Annotated in this window: 16 protein-coding genes; 10 read left to right on the top strand and 6 right to left on the bottom strand. The window is 31.4% G+C overall.

Going from position 1 to position 17,344, the window contains the following annotated elements; all coding sequences use genetic code 11:
* Positions 1-7 precede the first annotated feature (7 nt).
* Genes CHB67_RS04125 through panC form a run of 3 tightly spaced genes read right to left on the bottom strand, consistent with a single transcriptional unit; the run spans position 8 to position 2,212 of the window.
* Positions 8-982: a lysylphosphatidylglycerol synthase transmembrane domain-containing protein gene (locus CHB67_RS04125; RefSeq protein ID WP_089380476.1), complete on the bottom strand. Its 975-nt coding sequence runs from the start codon at positions 980-982 to the stop codon at positions 8-10.
* Between the two features lies 1 nt (position 983).
* Complete coding sequence (gene panD, locus CHB67_RS04120; protein WP_089380475.1) at positions 984-1,334, bottom strand: aspartate 1-decarboxylase; 351 nt, start codon at positions 1,332-1,334, stop codon at positions 984-986.
* Between the two features lie 38 nt (positions 1,335-1,372).
* Complete coding sequence (panC, locus tag CHB67_RS04115; protein WP_089380474.1) at positions 1,373-2,212, bottom strand: pantoate--beta-alanine ligase; 840 nt, start codon at positions 2,210-2,212, stop codon at positions 1,373-1,375.
* A 107-nt stretch (positions 2,213-2,319) separates the two neighbouring features.
* Between panC and CHB67_RS04110 the strand changes: the two genes are divergently transcribed.
* The 3 genes from CHB67_RS04110 to glmS are packed head-to-tail and all read left to right on the top strand — an operon-like array spanning position 2,320 to position 6,540.
* Positions 2,320-3,129 carry a glycogen/starch synthase gene (locus CHB67_RS04110; protein ID WP_089380473.1) on the top strand — a complete coding sequence of 270 codons (810 nt, stop codon included), beginning with the start codon at positions 2,320-2,322 and terminating at the stop codon, positions 3,127-3,129.
* 17 nt (positions 3,130-3,146) lie between these two features.
* Positions 3,147-4,673 (top strand): DUF4270 domain-containing protein, encoded by a 1,527-nt coding sequence (locus CHB67_RS04105; protein WP_089380472.1) that lies wholly within the window; start codon positions 3,147-3,149, stop codon positions 4,671-4,673.
* A gap of 13 nt (positions 4,674-4,686) precedes the next feature.
* On the top strand, positions 4,687-6,540 hold the full coding sequence (glmS, locus tag CHB67_RS04100) for a glutamine--fructose-6-phosphate transaminase (isomerizing) (protein ID WP_089380471.1): 1,854 nt from the start codon (positions 4,687-4,689) through the stop codon (positions 6,538-6,540).
* Positions 6,541-6,612: 72 nt separating this feature from the next.
* On the opposite strand, the gene CHB67_RS04095 is transcribed toward glmS, so the two are convergent.
* On the bottom strand, positions 6,613-7,791 hold the full coding sequence (locus CHB67_RS04095; RefSeq protein WP_089380470.1) for an acyl-CoA dehydrogenase family protein: 1,179 nt from the start codon (positions 7,789-7,791) through the stop codon (positions 6,613-6,615).
* A gap of 91 nt (positions 7,792-7,882) precedes the next feature.
* Here CHB67_RS04095 and rnpA point away from each other — a divergent pair, with 91 nt between their 5' ends.
* The 6 genes from rnpA to CHB67_RS04065 all read left to right on the top strand — a co-directional run bounded on the left by rnpA (position 7,883) and on the right by CHB67_RS04065 (position 14,581).
* Positions 7,883-8,269 (top strand): ribonuclease P protein component, encoded by a 387-nt coding sequence (gene rnpA, locus CHB67_RS04090; protein WP_089380469.1) that lies wholly within the window; start codon positions 7,883-7,885, stop codon positions 8,267-8,269.
* Positions 8,256-9,893, top strand: a complete 1,638-nt coding sequence (locus CHB67_RS04085) for a S41 family peptidase (RefSeq protein ID WP_089380468.1) — start codon at positions 8,256-8,258, stop codon at positions 9,891-9,893. The genes rnpA and CHB67_RS04085 overlap by 14 nt, the downstream gene beginning before the upstream one ends.
* 61 nt (positions 9,894-9,954) lie before the next feature.
* The gene (locus tag CHB67_RS04080; protein WP_089380467.1) at positions 9,955-11,643 is read left to right on the top strand and encodes a DUF6909 family protein; all 1,689 of its coding nucleotides are present in this window, start codon (positions 9,955-9,957) and stop codon (positions 11,641-11,643) included.
* Between the two features lie 4 nt (positions 11,644-11,647).
* Entirely contained in the window at positions 11,648-12,244 is a 597-nt protein-coding gene (locus tag CHB67_RS04075) for a sugar transferase (RefSeq protein WP_089380466.1), read from the top strand.
* Between the two features lie 18 nt (positions 12,245-12,262).
* A complete protein-coding gene (gene purD / locus CHB67_RS04070) occupies positions 12,263-13,534 on the top strand; it encodes a phosphoribosylamine--glycine ligase (RefSeq protein ID WP_089380465.1) in 1,272 nt (423 codons plus the stop codon).
* Positions 13,535-13,567: 33 nt separating this feature from the next.
* Positions 13,568-14,581, top strand: a complete 1,014-nt coding sequence (locus CHB67_RS04065) for a glycosyltransferase (RefSeq protein ID WP_317045690.1) — start codon at positions 13,568-13,570, stop codon at positions 14,579-14,581.
* Here CHB67_RS04065 and CHB67_RS04060 read toward each other — a convergent pair.
* Together CHB67_RS04060 and CHB67_RS04055 are read right to left on the bottom strand one after the other, a co-directional pair.
* Positions 14,549-15,598 (bottom strand): sensor histidine kinase, encoded by a 1,050-nt coding sequence (locus CHB67_RS04060; RefSeq protein WP_089380463.1) that lies wholly within the window; start codon positions 15,596-15,598, stop codon positions 14,549-14,551. The genes CHB67_RS04065 and CHB67_RS04060 overlap by 33 nt on opposite strands.
* Positions 15,588-16,298, bottom strand: coding sequence for a response regulator transcription factor (locus CHB67_RS04055; protein WP_089380462.1), 711 nt, complete (start codon positions 16,296-16,298; stop codon positions 15,588-15,590). The genes CHB67_RS04060 and CHB67_RS04055 overlap by 11 nt, the downstream gene beginning before the upstream one ends.
* Positions 16,299-16,544: 246 nt before the next feature.
* On the opposite strand from CHB67_RS04055, the gene CHB67_RS04050 reads away from it, so the two are divergent.
* A complete protein-coding gene (locus CHB67_RS04050; RefSeq protein ID WP_089380461.1) occupies positions 16,545-17,261 on the top strand; it encodes a 3'-5' exonuclease in 717 nt (238 codons plus the stop codon).
* Positions 17,262-17,344 lie beyond the last annotated feature (83 nt).

The raw sequence follows: 17,344 nt of genomic DNA, 5'->3' as shown, positions 1-17,344 counted from the left end.
AAAGGAACTATTTTTTATATTTATTATAAATAGGAATCAGTTGAAAAGATAACAGTCCAAATATGATTACCATCACAGTTTGTGCGGTCCACATTATCCAACCAAAAGCTAAGGCAGGATTGTTAGGAACATTGTATAAAACGAGTGCGCTAGCCACAAATACAGGGTAAGTTCCCAAGCCACCATTTGTTAAAGCCATACTTAAACCGCCAACAACAAAACCTACAATAATGGCCTCAAAAGGTAAATTAGTAGTTTCAGGCAAAGCAAATGTTACGGCGTAAAACATAAGTACGTACATCATCCAAATAAACAGCGTATGCAAAATAAACCACCATTTTTTCTTCATTTTCAAAATGCTAATTACACCTTCAGCTAAACCATTTACAAATGAAATTACTTTAATAATAAAGGGGTTGTTAGATTTTTTTAAAAATCGGTAACCAATATAACCAACTAAAGGAAGTACTACAAAAAAGAATATTTTTGAGTAAATACTACTTTCTGCCTTGTCTTTAAAAAGATAGCTTCCTATTAAATCGGTTTGTAAAAAAAAGGCAATTCCAATAATAGAAAGCAGCATAATGGCATCCGCGACACGCTCTGCAACAATAGTTCCAAAAGCTTTGTCAAAAGGAATTTTATCGTATTTTTTTATAGTAGCAGCTCTTGCGAATTCACCTGAACGAGGGATGAATAAATTTAATAAATAAGCGATTAATACTGCCATTACACTATTTGCGAATCTTGGCTTATAACCTAAAGGTTCTAATAAAAATTGCCAGCGATATGCCCGTGATAAATGACTGAGAATACCAAACGTAAGTGACAATGCTACCCACCAATAATTTGCTGTTTGAAACGATGTTTTTATAGATTGAATATCGCTAGGTGACAGCTTGGAAATAGAGTACCAAATCAAAAATACTCCCAATGCTATTGGGAGTATTATTAAACTGGTTTTTTTAATTTTTTTGTTCAAACTATGTTAACATATTATCGTTTTCATTTGGAAAAATAAGAGAAGGCTTAAATGATTTAGCTTCCTCAAAGTCCATAATACCGTAGGAAATAATAATAATAATATCTCCTTTAGCTACTTTTCTGGCTGCAGGACCATTTAGTGTAATCTCTCCACTTTTTCTAGGTCCAACAATTGCATACGTTTCAAGGCGTTCGCCATTGTTAATATTTACAATTTGAACTTTCTCACCTTCAATAATATTCGCTGCATCCATTAAGTCTTCATCAATGGTTACACTACCAATATATTGTAAATCGGCTCCGGTAACCTTAACTCTGTGAATTTTTGATTTTACTACTTGTATTTGCATGGTGCAAAATTAATAATTTTGTGTTAATGTATTCATATTTATAAACTTATATTGTCTATAAGTCTAATTTCTCCTGCAAAAACAGCTATAAAAGCCCGGTGTTTTTGCTTTTCATTTTTATTTTTTATTGTTTGAAGATCATCTTCATTGGCAATTTCGAAATATTCTAGCTCTAATAAAGGCTGTTTTTTAAATTTATTTTCAACCCAATTTATAACTTCTAAAGCATTTTTTGTGCCAAACTCTATTTTAGCTTGTTTTAATGTTTTGTAAACAAAAGGAGCTATTGCTCTGTGCTTTTTTGTCAATCTTTCATTTCTAGAGCTCATAGCTAAGCCGTCTTTTTCACGGTAAATAGGACATCCAATTATTTCAACAGATAGTTGGTTTTTTTCAACCATTTTTCTAATAATTTGTAATTGTTGAAAGTCTTTTTCGCCAAAGTATGCTTTTGTTGGTGTTACAATTTCAAACAACCGTTTTACAATTGTACCCACGCCATCAAAGTGCCCATTTCTAAATTTACCTTCCATTTGATGTTCTAAACCATCAAAATTAAATGCCGCTGATTGTACGTTGTTTGCATAAACTTCATTTGCAGATGGTGTAAAAACAACATCACAAAATACAGCTTTCAAAAGTGATAAATCTGTATCAATCGTTTTAGGGTAGTTGATTAAATCTTCGGAGTTGTCAAACTGAGTTGGATTTACAAAAATACTAACAACAACTAGGTCGTTTTCTTTTTTTGCTTGCTCAATAAGCGATAAGTGTCCTTGGTGTAAAGCACCCATTGTTGGTACAAAACCAACAGTAGTTCCTTTCTTTAACGACTCAATTTTTTGTTGTACAGATTTTATTTTAGCAAAAACTAACATTTTCTTTTGTTAATAAACGTTAAAAGCGTGCAAACTTACATTTTTAAAGCTAAAAACTGTATAAATTTTCGTAATTTTGCATAATCTTTAAAATTAAGAGTTGAAATATGAAAGATAAGCGAGTATTGGTTGTTTCTTCAGAAGTTGTGCCTTATTTACCTGAAAACGAATTATCAACTACTTCATTTGAAGTGGCTAAAATGATTCACGGAAAGGGGGGGCAAACCCGAATTTTTATGCCGAGATACGGTTTAATTAACGAAAGAAGACATCAATTGCATGAAGTTATTCGTTTATCGGGTATGAACTTGGTTATAAACGATATGGATATGCCATTAATAATTAAAGTAGCTTCAATTCCAAAAGAAAGAATGCAAGTTTATTTTATTGATAATGATGAGTATTTTAAGCGAAAAGCATTGTTTACTGATGAGGATAATAACCTTTTTGAAGACAATGATGAAAGAGCCATATTTTTTGCAAAAGGAGTTGTAGAAACCGTAAAAAAATTAAATTGGTCTCCAGATGTTATTCATGTGCACGGTTGGATGGCTTCTTTATTACCTTTATACATTAAAGAATATTATAAAAATGATCCATTATTTGCAGATAGTAAAATAATTACTTCGCTTTACAATAATGGTTTTGAGGGGACGTTAAATGATCAATTCCTTGAAAAAGTGAAATTTGATGAAATTGACGAGTCAAAAGCTCAAACAATAGCAACCCCAAACTACACTAATTTATTAATAAACGCTGTGGAGCATTCTGATGCTGTAATTAAAGCAAGTCAAGAATTACCAGAAGAACTAACAGCATATTTAAGTAAAAGTGAAAAACCGGTACTTGAATATTTTTCAGAGGAAGAATTTGAAGGTGCTTATACAGATTTTTACTTAACTCAAGTTTTACAATAAAAAATCAGAAAATATATATGACTACAAAAGTTGTAACTTTTTTAAAATACGTTGGTTTTTTTTCCATCGTATTTTTTACAATAGTTTCTTGTGAAAAAGAAATTAAAAATATTGGAGTTGATATTATAGATAACAATAAGTTTTCCATTGGTGACTTTGTTGCTGAAACAACCACAAGTACTGAAAATGTTTTAAGAGTTCCAGCCAACGGTCTGCCTCAATACTTATTGGGAGTATATTCAGATGCCGAGTTTGGAGCGTTGAAAGGATCTTTAGTATCTCAAATAATTCCACCTGCTGTAGGTGATTTATATACGTATGGAGAGAATGCTGCAATTGATTCAGTAATTATTTATATTCCTTATCAGGTTACAGCACAAGATGATGCTGATGATGGTAAGCCTGTTTTTGAAATAGATTCAATTATTGGAAATACAGATCAGGATTTTAAATTAAGTGTGTACGAGTTAGAAACTTTTTTAAATACATTAGACCCTACAGATCCATCAAAACCAATGGTTTATTATTCAGATAAAGTTTTTCAAAAATCATCAACACCTTTTTTTACTGAAAACTTTAAAGTAAACTCAAATGATACCGTTGCGTATATAAAAAGATATATGCCTGATGGAATTACCGTTTATGATACTGATACTATAAAGGAAACGAGTTCAATTCCAACTATAAAATTACCATTAAACGAAGCGATGATTCAACAACTATTCGTTGACAACGCTTCTGGTTCAGAATTTTCTTCTGTGGACGAATTTATACGTTATTTCAGAGGTTTTTATTTAGAAGCTACTGCAACTAATAGTAATGAGTCTCACCTTATCTCTTTGTCTATGGCAAATTCAAAAATGACCATTTATTACTCTAATGATGAAGATGAAGCTACAGATGAAGATAAAGATGGCGATGGTGTTACTGGAGAAGGCGTAGTTAGAGTTAAGCAATCATACAATTTTAATTTTGGCACCACTAGGTCAAATGTTCTAGAAAGAGATAATTCAAATATTCAAGAAAGTGGTCCTGACAGATTGTACGTGCAAGGAGCTGCAGGTTCTTTAGCTACTATTGATTTATTTGAAGGTCAAGACTTACCTGAAATTAGAGAAAATATGTACTTAATTACAGGAGCAACCTTAACCTTTTTTGTTGATCAAAATGCATCTAGTAATATTGCTCCGGGTCGATTATTTATTTATAATTACGAAGACAATGAGCAGATTTTGGATATGATGACCGAAGGTATAGCTACAGTTGGAGCTAGTTTAGAGTATGATGATGACGGAAATCCTTATAAATATGTATTCTCAATTACAGATTACATTTCTCAAGTTTTATTATCTGAAGATCCTGATGAACTAGTTACAATTGGCATTAAAGTATATAACCCAACTGATTCACCAACTAGCACAGTAGATACCACAATTAAAGAATACAGCTGGTCACCAAAAGGAGTAGTTCTTTACAATCAAAATCCTGACTTTGAAGATAAAAGAGTAAAATTAGATATATTCTATTCTAAAATAAATAATTAAAAATTAAAATGCTATGTGTGGAATTGTAGGTTATTTAGGCTTTAGAGAAGCTTACCCTATTGTTATTAACGGTTTACAACGCTTAGAATATAGAGGGTATGATAGTGCCGGAATTGTTTTAGCTAATGAAATTAATGAAGGAGGTTTATATAAAACTAAAGGTAAAGTAGCAGACTTAAGAGAAATTTCCGAAAAAAATAATACCAAAGGAACTTTAGGTATAGGACACACCCGTTGGGCAACACACGGAGTACCAAATGACGTAAATTCACATCCACACGTCTCAAATAGTGGTAATTTAGTGGTTGTACATAATGGTATTATTGAAAATTACGACACCCTTAAAAAAGAATTAATTAAAAGAGGTTATACTTTTGAAAGCGATACTGATACAGAAGTATTAATTAATTTAATTGAAGAAGTAAAAAAGACAAATAAATGCAAATTAGGGTACGCTGTACAAATAGCTTTAAGAAGTGTTGTTGGTGCTTATGCAATTGCTGTTTTTGATAGAAGTAAACCTGATGAAATAATTGTTGCACGACTTGGAAGCCCTATTGCTATTGGAATTGGAGATGATAATAAAGAGTTTTTTATAGCTTCAGACGCTTCACCATTTATTGAATATACAAAAGATGCTATTTATTTAGATGACGAAGAATTAGCGATTATTAAACTAAATAAAGAAATTAGAGTTCGAAAAATTCATGGAAATGCAGTTGTTGCTCCAGATATTCAAGAGTTACAATTGAATTTAGATCAAATTGAAAAAGGTGGTTTTGACCATTTTATGCTCAAAGAAATTCATGAACAACCTGATGCTATTGTAGATACTTATAGAGGTAGATTGTTGCCAGATCAGGATATTATTAAAATGGGAAGTGTTGATAACAACATTACCAAATTTTTAAATTCAAAAAGAATTGTAATTGTAGCTTGCGGAACATCTTGGCATGCAGGTTTGGTTGGAGAATACTTATTTGAAGATTTAGCTAGAATACCTGTTGAAGTTGAATATGCTTCTGAATTTAGGTATAGAAATCCTGTAATTAATAAAGATGATATTGTAATTGCTATTTCACAATCAGGTGAAACAGCAGATACATTGGCGGCTATTAAATTGGCAAGATCTAAAGGTGCTTTTGTTTTTGGAATTTGTAATGTAGTTGGTTCTTCTATTGCAAGAGAAACAGATTCAGGTGCTTATACACATGCCGGTCCAGAAATTGGAGTAGCTTCAACAAAAGCATTTACAACTCAAATTACAGTACTTTCATTAATTGCTTTAAAATTAGGGCATCTAAAAGGAGAAATATCAATATCTGATTATCATAATTATATTCAAGAAATGAGTATAATTCCTTCTAAAGTTGAAGAATTATTGAAAATTGATAAGGAGGTTGAAAAAATTGCAGCAATCTATAAAGATGCTCCAAATTGTTTGTATTTAGGTAGAGGTTATAATTTTCCAGTAGCTTTAGAAGGTGCTTTAAAGTTAAAAGAAATCTCATACATTCATGCGGAAGGTTATCCTGCAGCGGAAATGAAACACGGGCCTATTGCCTTAATTGATGAATCTATGCCAGTAGTTGTAATAGCTACTAAAAAAGGTCATTATGAAAAGGTTGTAAGTAATATTCAAGAAATAAAATCTAGAAAAGGAAAAATAATAGCTATTGTAACTAAAGGAGATACGCAAGTTAAAGCTATTGCAGATCACGTAATTGAAATTCCTGATACTTTAGAGCCATTTACACCTTTATTAACTACAATTCCTTTACAATTATTGTCTTACTATATTGCAGTAATGAGAGGTTGTAATGTAGATCAGCCAAGAAACTTAGCAAAATCTGTTACGGTGGAGTAATAATTTTATAAAAACACACTAAAAAAGGGCGTCTAAATTTATTTTTAGACGCCCTTTTTTTATGTATAAAAGCTACTTAAAAGCCGGAATTCCTGTAATGTCCATTCCTGTAATAAGCAAATGAATATCGTGTGTTCCTTCATACGTAATCACACTTTCTAAATTCATCATATGGCGCATAATAGCATATTCTCCAGTAATTCCCATAGCACCTAAAACCTGTCGTGCTTCTCGGGCTATTTTTAAAGCCATATCTACATTATTTCGTTTTGCCATAGATATTTGCGCCGTTGTAGCTCTTCCTTCATTTTTTAAAACTCCTAAACGCCAAGTTAATAATTGCGCTTTAGTAATTTCAGTAATCATTTCAGCTAATTTTTTTTGTTGTAATTGAGTTCCTGCAATAGGTTTATCAAACTGAATGCGTTGTTTAGCATAGCGCAAAGCAGTATCATAACAATCCATTGCCGCTCCAATTGCTCCCCAAGCAATTCCATAACGTGCAGAATCTAAGCAGCCAAGTGGAGCGCCCAAACCATCTTTATTAGGTAAAATATTTTCCTTCGGAATTTTCACATTTTCAAAAATTAATTCACCAGTGGCTGAAGCTCTTAAGCTCCATTTATTATGTGTTTCTGGAGTTGAAAAACCTTCCATACCACGTTCAACAATTACGCCTTTTATTCGTCCTTCTTCATTTTTAGCCCATACAATAGCAATATCGGCAAAAGGGGCATTTGAAATCCACATTTTGGCACCGTTCAATAAAAAATGGTCACCTTTATCTTTAATATTGGTTACCATTCCTGCCGGATTTGAACCGTAATCAGGCTCTGTTAATCCAAAACAACCTACAAATTCTCCATTGGCTAATTTTGGTAAATATTTTTGTTTTTGTGCTTCTGAACCATAATTGTAAATAGGATACATCACTAATGAAGATTGCACAGAAGCTGTTGAACGCACACCTGAATCACCTCGTTCAATTTCTTGCATAATTAACCCGTATGAAATTTGATCCAACCCAGCACCGCCATATTCTTCAGGAATATAAGGTCCAAAAGCCCCAATTTCAGCCAAACCAGTAATAATTGATGTTGGAAATTTTGCTTGTTGAGCAGCTTCTTCAATAATTGGCGAAACAGCTTTTTTCACCCATTCTCTTGCAGCATCTCTAACTAAAATATGTTCTTCACTTAATAAATCGTCCATGTGATAGTAGTCTGGTGCTTGAAATAAATCTTGTGACATAGGTTAAATAGTTTTGGTTTTAAACAAAGTTAGGAATTAAACTCTTTTGAAATTCATTTTTTAAAATCTTTTATTCCTTACATTTGTAATGATGAGATATACGTTAGGAAAAGACGAAAAGTTAAAGAGTAAAATTTTTATTGGTCAATTATTTGCTGAAGGAAAACGTGTTAAAAAGTTTCCTGTGCAACTGATTTACTTACCAGTGCAACACAATGATGAATTTCCTATTAAAGTAGGTTTTTCAGTTCCTAAACGTAATGTAAAATTAGCTGTAAACCGTAATAGAATTAAGCGATTAATGCGCGAAGTATATCGAAAAAACAAACATGCTTTCGCCGATAATTTAAATGAACAATACATATTTATGTTTATTTATATGGCTAAAGATGAACCAAATTATACCGGTTTAGAGTCGACTTTTGAAAAATTACGTGTGAAATTACTGAACCAAATTAAGGAAGATGAGCAAAATTAAAAAATGGATACTAGGTGTTTTTGTGGTAATTTCTGTTGCTGTTTCTGCTGCGTTTCAATCTGATTTTTTTGAAGTAGCAAAACAAATTGATATTTACACCACTCTTTTTAAAGAGTTAAATATGTATTATATAGATGAAATAAATCCCGCAAAAATTACAAATAATGCGGTAAACCACATGCTTTCTAATTTAGATCCTTACACACGTTACTATGATGAGCAAGGGGTTGAAGATTCAAGAATTAGAGCTACAGGGAATTATGGCGGAATTGGAGCGCTTTCACGCTTTAAAAATAAAACGTTAACCATTCGCGAAATTTTAAAGAATTCTCCTGCTGAAAAAGCGGGAATAAAACCTGGTGATAAAATCATAAAAATTGGAGACATGTTGGTGGCAGATTTTGAAGGTGAAGGTATCACAGCATTGTTGAATGGTTTGCCAAATACAACCATAAATCTTCAAATTGAGCGTCAAAAAAAGCTATTGAATATTGAAGTTACTCGTAAAAAAATTGAAATAAATCCGGTTCCTTTTTATACTATGATTGATGCTGAAGTTGGTTATATTTCATTTACTCAATTCAACGAAAAAGCTTCGGCACAAGTAAAGGATGCTTTTTTAAGCTTAAAGGCCGAAGGAATGAAAAAGCTGATAATTGATGTTAGAAGTAATCCTGGAGGTTTGTTAAATGAAGCGGTTAAAATCACAAATTTCTTTATTCCTAAAGATAAAATAGTAGTTACAACCAAAGCAAAAGTAAAAAAATGGAGCGATACATTTAAAACAAAAGAGCAGCCGTTAGATTTAGAAATTCCTATTTCAATTTTGGTTGATGGGCATTCAGCGTCGGCTTCTGAGATTTTAGCAGGTTCGTTGCAAGATTATGATAGAGCCGTGGTTATTGGAGAGCGTTCTTTTGGAAAAGGATTGGTACAGCGTTACTTACCACTTTCGTACGGTACGCAATTAAAAATCACCATTTCAAAATATTATACACCAAGCGGAAGATGTATTCAAGAACTAGATTATACCAATCGCGATGATAAAGGAACTATTCCTAAATTTTCTGACCAAGGAAGAGAGGCTTATAAAACAGCAAACGGACGAACTGTTTTTGGTGGAGGTGGAATTTTACCAGATGTTGAAATTAAAAAACCGCTAACTACTGAAACAACAAAAGTTTTATTAAATTCAGATGCTTTTTTTAATTATGCAACCAATTATTTCTATGAACATAAAACCATCTCAGAGGCTTCAAAGTTTAATTTAACCGATTCAGATTTTAATTCATTAAAAAATTACATTTCAAAGCATCAAACAGATGTTGAAACTAAAACAGAAGCCGAGTTAGTTAAAGTAACGAAACTTGCTGAAGAGGAAAATTTAAATGGAAATTTAACATCGAGTTATGCTGCCTTGTTAAAAAATATTCATTCAGAAAAAATGAAAGAATTCGATAAAAATAAAAATGAAATTTTATCGAAATTAACTGAAGAAATTGTAAAAAGATACCATTATGAAGAAGGTATTTATCAGCAAAAAGTAGTTTTTGATGCAACCATTATAGAAGCCGTTTCACTTTTAAATAATACTTCAAACTATCAAAAGATTTTAAAAAACTAAAAGAAGTTGGTAATTTATTGTTCAACAATATATACGTACCTTTGAACTCCAAATTTAGAATATGCAGCACACAAAAATATTAAATAGAACCAGAGCTCAAGAATCATCGAGCGCCATTGAACGTTTGTACATCTCAATGCGCCATTTATTTACACGTGGTTTTTACAAGCCAATGGGAATTTCTGGAGATGCTTTAAGACAATCGTTGTTATTACTTCGACCTGAAATTTATGGGTCAATTGCGGAGGAAAAAGTAGAATTAAACGGACTTATTTATGTGGTTGAAAGACTTCCTTTTGGAATTGAAGAATGTAGGTTTGTAAATTTAACTGCCGATGAAGGTTATTCAAATTCGCATTTTAAAGCAATTGTTCCTCCAAAACGAAGAAGAAATTGTTTCAGAATAGATAAAGATCAAATGAATATTGAAGTTACCAGAGGAAGATCTGAAATTTACGATATTCTTACGCATTTAACTTTTCTGTTTATAGAGTCTCACAAAATTGCTGATAAAGTTTTAATCAACGAAGAAACAGCAACCATAAGAGAGTGGAAAAAGTTAGAAGAGGTTGTACTTCACAATAAAAAATTGTCTAAAGATGAGCGCGATATTATGTTGGCGCATATGGCAAGCATTTTAGGTAGAACATTTGCTGAAACTCAAGCCGTACATTTAGAGCTTTCAGAAAAAAATAATGAAGACCGTTTTTTTCAAGTTATTTATTGGTTAGGACATTTAGCCATTCAAGAAAAAGTGCATAATTTAAAACGAACTATTACATTTAGCCCCGTATTACGCGAGCGCATTGGACATCATATTTATGGTGAAATGTGGGCAAATAGTATAAAGGATGCCTTATATGAAAATAATTTACTAGAGCGCCCTATTCACATTATTAGTGCCAATATGCACAGTGTTATGAATTCTATTTACGCGCCATTGGTATTGCCAAATCAAATAGTTGATAATGATACCATTTCGTTATTTGAATTGTTAAGTAAAGACGATAATGAAGATTTACGAAAACAAGTAAAGGAATATGCCTCTAAAAATGGTTTAATCTATATTAAGGATACTTCTGGAACAAATATTAATGTTCAAATAATTGATACTGATAAAATTGATATTAGCAAAACGCAATATACAATAGAACATAGTGCAGAGCACGAGGAAAAACCTGTAATAATTGTAATGGATTATGCGTTTGGAGAGCAAGCTTATGAAACAATGGATGAGTTGCTCAAGCCATACATTTGTGCGAAAGGTAAAAAACACCATTTAAATGTTGAATCTGTTTCTATTATGGGGAAAGCTGGTATTTTAGAAGGAGGAAAAGGAGATATTATGATTCCGTCATCTCATATTTTTGAAGGAACTGCCGATAATTATCCATTTAAAAATCAGCTAAAAAAGAAAGGATTTGAAGGTTGTGGAGTTGGTGTTTATACAGGAGCTATGGTTACTGTTTTAGGAACTTCCCTTCAAAATAAAGACATTTTAAAATTCTTCCATGATTCTACTTGGAAAGTTACAGGCTTAGAAATGGAAGGGGCTCATTACCAAAAAGCAATTCAGGCTGCATCAAAAATTAGAGGAAATATTTCAAGTAAAGTTAAGGTTCGCTATGCATATTACGCTTCTGATAATCCATTAGAAACGGGTAGTACGCTAGCCTCTGGAGGCCTAGGAACCACAGGTGTTTTGCCAACCTATGTAATTACAAATAAAATTTTAGAACAAATATTTTAATTCGTTGCACAAAAGGCGCTACATATTTCCCAAAAGAATATTCGATATAAGTTTTTCATTAGTTGTAGTTATTACAATTTTAACTTGGCTTACACCACTGGTGGCTCTTATTATTTTTTTAGAATCTAGAGAACATTTGTTTTTTAAACAAAAAAGAATTGGCAAAAACGGTCAACCATTTTATATTTATAAGTTTAAAAGTATGAAAGGAAGTGCGCCCGTAAATGATCCATTATTATCAATAGACGAAGCAAATCGTATTACAAAATTTGGTAAATTTATGCGCAAATATAGAATTGATGAAATTCCACAATTTGTGAATGTTTTAGGAGGAGAAATGAGTATTGTGGGGCCTAGACCTGAGCGACAATTATTTTTGGATGAAATAATTTCAGAACTTCCAAAATATAAAAAAATGCTTTTGTTAAAGCCTGGAATTACATCATTGGGTCAAATAAAATATGGCTATGCTGATAATTTAGAGCAAATGTTAAAACGTGCCAGATACGATTTGGTTTATTTAGATAATCTAAGTTTTTGGACAGATATTAAAGTAATTTTGAATACAATAGTTATTGTATTTCAAGGAAAAGGAAGATAGATAACACAACACACAATTATGAATGTATTAATTTTAGGATCAGGAGGAAGAGAACACGCAATGGCTTGGAAAATAGCACAAAGTGATTTATTAGATGAACTTTTTATTGCACCAGGTAATGCGGGAACAAAAGAGGTAGGAACCAATTTAGAAATCAGTCAAACAGATTTTGAGGCCGTAAAAAAAGCGGTTATTGAAAATAATATAGAATTGGTAATTGTTGGGCCTGAAGATCCTTTAGTGAAAGGTGTTCATGATTTCTTTTTGAAGGATGATGAACTGAAAAATGTACCTGTTATTGGACCAGAAAAATATGCGGCACAATTAGAAGGAAGTAAAGAATTTGCCAAAGAATTTATGTACCGTCATAACATTCCAACGGCAGCGTACGAAAGTTTTACTACCGAAAATTTAGAAGAAGGGTATAAATTCTTAGAAACTTTAGATGCTCCTTATGTTTTAAAAGCTGATGGTTTAGCTGCAGGTAAAGGTGTGGTAATTTTAAACGATTTACAAGAGGCTAAAGATGAGTTAAAAGACATGTTGGCCAATGAAAAATTTGGTGCAGCGAGTAGTAAAGTTGTTATTGAAGAATTTTTAGATGGTATTGAGCTTAGCTGCTTTGTTTTAACCGATGGTAAAAGCTATGTAACCTTGCCAAGCGCCAAAGATTACAAACGTATTGGTGAAGGCGATAAAGGGTTAAATACAGGTGGTATGGGAGCTGTTTCACCAGTACCTTTTGCTACTGATGAATTAATGAAACAAATTGATGAATTGGTTATTAAACCGACTATTGATGGATTTCAAAAAGATAATATTTCTTATGTTGGTTTTGTTTTTATAGGTTTAATTCTTGTAAAAGGTGAAATTAAAGTAATTGAATACAATTGCCGAATGGGAGATCCTGAAACCGAAGTTGTAATTCCATTGATTGAAAGTGATTTTTTAGAATTGTTAATTGCAACAGGAAATAAAGAATTACACACTAAAACCATTGAAATTAAAAATCAAAGCGCTTGTACCGTTGTATTAGTTTCAGGTGGATATCCTGAAGCGTATGAAAATGGAAAAGAAATTTTAGGTGTAAACACGGTTGAAAATTCAATTCCGTTTCATGCAGGAACCAAAATTGTTGATGGTAAATTAGTAACCAATGGAGGTAGAGTAATTGCTGTAACTTCTTACGGAAGCGATTTTAAAGATGCTTTAAAAACATCGTACAAAAGCATTGAGAAAATATGCTTTAACGGCATGAATTTTAGAACAGATATTGGATTTGACTTGTAAAAAAAAATTCTTGTAGCTCCATTAAGTTGGGGATTGGGACATGCAACACGTTGCATCCCTATTATTGAAGCGCTAATTAAAGCGGGTTTTGAACCTGTTTTAGCAAGTGATGGTGAGGCGTTGTTGTTGCTTCAAAAAGAATTTCCTTTTTTAAAAAGCTACACACTTCCATCGTATAATATAAGGTATGCTAAAAGCGGTAAAAATTTAAAATTTAAGCTGTTTTTTAGGATACCTTTTGTTTTTTTAGCCATTAAAAAAGAACAAAAAGTAACCGCTGAAATTATTGAAAAAGAAGAAATTAAAGGCATCATTTCAGACAATAGATTTGGCGTTTATTCTTCAAAAATTCCATCCGTTTATATTACGCATCAGCTACAAGTTTTATCTGGACTTACAACAAAAATATCGACTGCTTTTCATCAAAAAATCATTAAAAAATTTGACGAATGTTGGGTGCCCGATGTTGCTAATGAATTGAACTTATCTGGAAAATTAGGGCATTTAAAAGATAATAATTTCAACCTAAAATATATAGGTATTTTAAGCCGGTTTATTTTTATTGAAAAACCGTTAAAATACGACTTATTAGTATTGCTGTCTGGTCCAGAACCACAAAGAACCCTATTAGAAGAAAAGTTGTTAAAAGAGCTTAAAAACTACAAAGGAAGTGTTCTATTTGTACGAGGTGTTTTAAATACTTCAATAAAAATTTCAGCAGCTAAACATATTCAAATAAAGGACTATTTATTAAGTGAAGAATTAGAAGCCGCTTTAAATTCGAGTAAATTAGTAATTGCACGATCAGGTTATTCAACAATTATGGATGTAGCAGTTTTAGGAAAAAAAGCATTTTTTATTCCTACGCCGGGGCAACAGGAACAACAATATTTAGCTAAAAAACTTTCTGAAGATAAAATTACGCCTTTTAAACAACAAGATGACTTTAAGATGCAAGATTTAAAGAAAACAGAAAACTATACAGGATTTAAAATATACAATAGTGAAATAGACTTACATAGCTTTAAATTGTTCCAAAGTAAATGAAAATTCTGAACCACGTTCATTCTTACTTTTTACAAAAATTTGTTCGTCGTGCGCTTCAATAATGTGTTTTACAATAGAGAGTCCTAAGCCCGAACCACCTTGATCTCTAGACCTACTTTGATCTACACGGTAAAAACGTTCAAAAAGGCGATCAATGTGCTCCTCTTTAATTCCTTCACCATTATCTTTAACTTTTATTAGTATTTTGCTGTTTTCAATAGCTTCCATACTAACAACGGTTGCTCCATTAATTTTTCCATACTTAATAGAATTCATAATTAAGTTGGTAAGTACTTGTTCAATGCGTTCAATATCACCAATAACCATAATTGGATACTCATAATACTTGTTTAAAAGCAAAGTTACATTGCGTTTTTTAGCTTCAATTTCTAATAAATCAAATACATCTTGCACCAATTGAACAATATTAAAAGATTGCTTCTTTAAGTTTAAATTATTCGATTCTAGTTTTGAAATTAAATCTAAATCTTTCACAATAGCTATTAAACGTTCAACTCCTTTATTGGCTCTTTTTAAGTATTTTTTACCAATACGTTTGTCGTTCATAGCTCCATCTTCTAGGGTTAATAAATAACCTTGAACTGTAAATAAAGGTGTTTTTAATTCGTGAGAAATATTTCCTAAAAATTCACGACGATAATCTTCTCTAAGATTTAAGTTTCGAATTTGTTGTTGTTTGTTTTTAGCAAATTGTTGAACTTCCCTTGAGAGTTTATCTAAATCGGCAGAAACAGCTGTTTTATTTAGGTCTGAAGCGTCTAATAATGAAACATTGTCGTAAATTTTCTTAATTCGTAGGTTGATAAATTTCTCAACTCTATATTGAATGATGAAAAAAGAAAATGAATATATAATTGCAACAAATATAAGTACTGTTGTAATTGGTAAATGTCTATTTAAGAAAAAATAAGAACTTAAATAAAAAACAGTTAATGAAGTAAATGTTAAAATTAAGGAAGTCCAAAAAGCAAAGGAATATGTTTTTTTAATCTTCATTAATTACAAATTTATACCCAACACCTTTTACGGTTTTAAAATAATCATCACCAATTTTTTCACGTAGTTTTCTAATATGTACATCAATAGTTCTTCCGCCAACAACCACTTCATTTCCCCAAACAAGATTTAAAATATCATCTCGTTTAAATACTTTTTCAGGTTTTGAAGCTAGTAATGAAAACAATTCAAATTCTTTTCTTGGCAGTGAAAGTTTTTCACCATCTTTAATAATAATATACTCATCACGATCAATAACAATACCACCAACGTTTATTTGGTTTTGATTTTGATCTTTTGAAACGCCTTCAGCAGTTTTATTTACTCTTCTTAACAACCCTTTAATTTTACTTATTAAAACCTTCGGTTTAATAGGCTTTGTAATATAATCATCAGCTCCAACATTAAATCCAGCAACTTGAGAATAATCTTCACCACGAGCTGTAAAAAAAGTAATTAATGTATGTGATAAACTTTCGGTTGCTCTAATTTTTTCACAGGCTTCAATACCATCCATTTCAGGCATCATGATGTCTAAAATAATAAGATGAGGAATTTCTGCTTTTGCTATTTTAAGGGCTTCAACCCCGTTTTTAGCAGTGAATATTTTGTACCCTTCATTTTTTAAATTGTAACCAACAATTTCTAAAATATCAGGTTCATCATCAACAAGTAGTATTTTAATATCTGAGTTTTTCATAATTTATTTAATAAAAACAGTCAAATGTAAACATAAATTAATAGCAGTTTGCATTACGAATATACTATTTAAAATTATAACAATTACATAACATTAAACTTACATAACCTTAATTTTTGTGGGAAAAACACCAATTTTCAGCTTTTTTTGAAAGGGAAAAACCAAAAAAGAGTTATTTTAAGTGAAATTTAAAATAGATAGCAGTGCACTATTTTAGAATTTATTATATTTAAATAAAAATTTGCAATGAATACTAAGATTAATTTTGAACATATCCTTTTTCTGGATATTGAAACAGTACCTGAGGTTGAAAATTTCAATTATTTATCAGAAGAAAAACAAGAACTTTTTGCGTTAAAAACACAATACCAGCGTAAAGAAGAATTTACGGCGGAAGAGTTTTATGACAGGGCCGGAATTTGGGCTGAATTTGGGAAAATTGTATGTATTTCGGTTGGATTTTTTACACACTTTAATTCTGATGAAAGAAAATTTAGAGTCACTTCATTTTATGGTGATGAGGTTAAAATTTTAGAAGACTTTAAAGAATTATTAACCAAACATTTTTACAAACCACAACACGTTTTATGTGCGCATAACGGCAAAGAATTTGATTTTCCGTACATAGCAAGAAGAATGATTATTCAGCAAATTTCATTGCCTGAAAAATTAAATTTATTCGGAAAAAAACCTTGGGAAATTCCACATTTAGATACTATGGAATTGTGGAAATTTGGCGATTATAAGCATTATACATCACTTAAATTATTAACTGCTATTTTAGGAATTTCTTCACCTAAAGATGATATATCTGGTAGTGAAGTTGGCGCAGTATATTACAAAGAAAAAAACATAAAACGCATTGTAACCTATTGCGAAAAAGACACCATTGCTATTGCACAATTATTATTGCGTTTTAACAATGAACCTTTAATTGAGGAACTGAATATTGTACATGTTTAGAAAATTTTGTCATTCTGAATGTAGCGATAGCGAAATGAAGAATCTACTATTTGAGATTCTTCACTTAGGTTCAGAAAGACAAC

This window comes from Lutibacter agarilyticus (assembly GCF_900188235.1).
Lineage (GTDB): Bacteria > Bacteroidota > Bacteroidia > Flavobacteriales > Flavobacteriaceae > Lutibacter > Lutibacter agarilyticus.
Note: the sequence above shows the minus strand (reverse complement) of the source record. Positions and strands in the feature narration are given on the sequence as shown.

What these genes read in the sequence shown, in the direction of transcription:
- CHB67_RS04095 (WP_089380470.1), bottom strand. Translation starts at nt 7,791, where the DNA reads ATGTCACAAGATTTATTTCAAGCACCAGACTACTATCACATGGACGAT.
- rnpA (WP_089380469.1), top strand. Translation starts at nt 7,883, where the DNA reads ATGAGATATACGTTAGGAAAAGACGAAAAGTTAAAGAGTAAAATTTTT.
- CHB67_RS04085 (WP_089380468.1), top strand. Translation starts at nt 8,256, where the DNA reads ATGAGCAAAATTAAAAAATGGATACTAGGTGTTTTTGTGGTAATTTCT.
- glmS (WP_089380471.1), top strand. Translation starts at nt 4,687, where the DNA reads ATGTGTGGAATTGTAGGTTATTTAGGCTTTAGAGAAGCTTACCCTATT.
- CHB67_RS04060 (WP_089380463.1), bottom strand. Translation starts at nt 15,598, where the DNA reads ATGAAGATTAAAAAAACATATTCCTTTGCTTTTTGGACTTCCTTAATT.
- panD (WP_089380475.1), bottom strand. Translation starts at nt 1,334, where the DNA reads ATGCAAATACAAGTAGTAAAATCAAAAATTCACAGAGTTAAGGTTACC.
- purD (WP_089380465.1), top strand. Translation starts at nt 12,263, where the DNA reads ATGAATGTATTAATTTTAGGATCAGGAGGAAGAGAACACGCAATGGCT.
- CHB67_RS04050 (WP_089380461.1), top strand. Translation starts at nt 16,545, where the DNA reads ATGAATACTAAGATTAATTTTGAACATATCCTTTTTCTGGATATTGAA.
- panC (WP_089380474.1), bottom strand. Translation starts at nt 2,212, where the DNA reads ATGTTAGTTTTTGCTAAAATAAAATCTGTACAACAAAAAATTGAGTCG.
- CHB67_RS04080 (WP_089380467.1), top strand. Translation starts at nt 9,955, where the DNA reads ATGCAGCACACAAAAATATTAAATAGAACCAGAGCTCAAGAATCATCG.
- CHB67_RS04105 (WP_089380472.1), top strand. Translation starts at nt 3,147, where the DNA reads ATGACTACAAAAGTTGTAACTTTTTTAAAATACGTTGGTTTTTTTTCC.
- CHB67_RS04055 (WP_089380462.1), bottom strand. Translation starts at nt 16,298, where the DNA reads ATGAAAAACTCAGATATTAAAATACTACTTGTTGATGATGAACCTGAT.
- CHB67_RS04110 (WP_089380473.1), top strand. Translation starts at nt 2,320, where the DNA reads ATGAAAGATAAGCGAGTATTGGTTGTTTCTTCAGAAGTTGTGCCTTAT.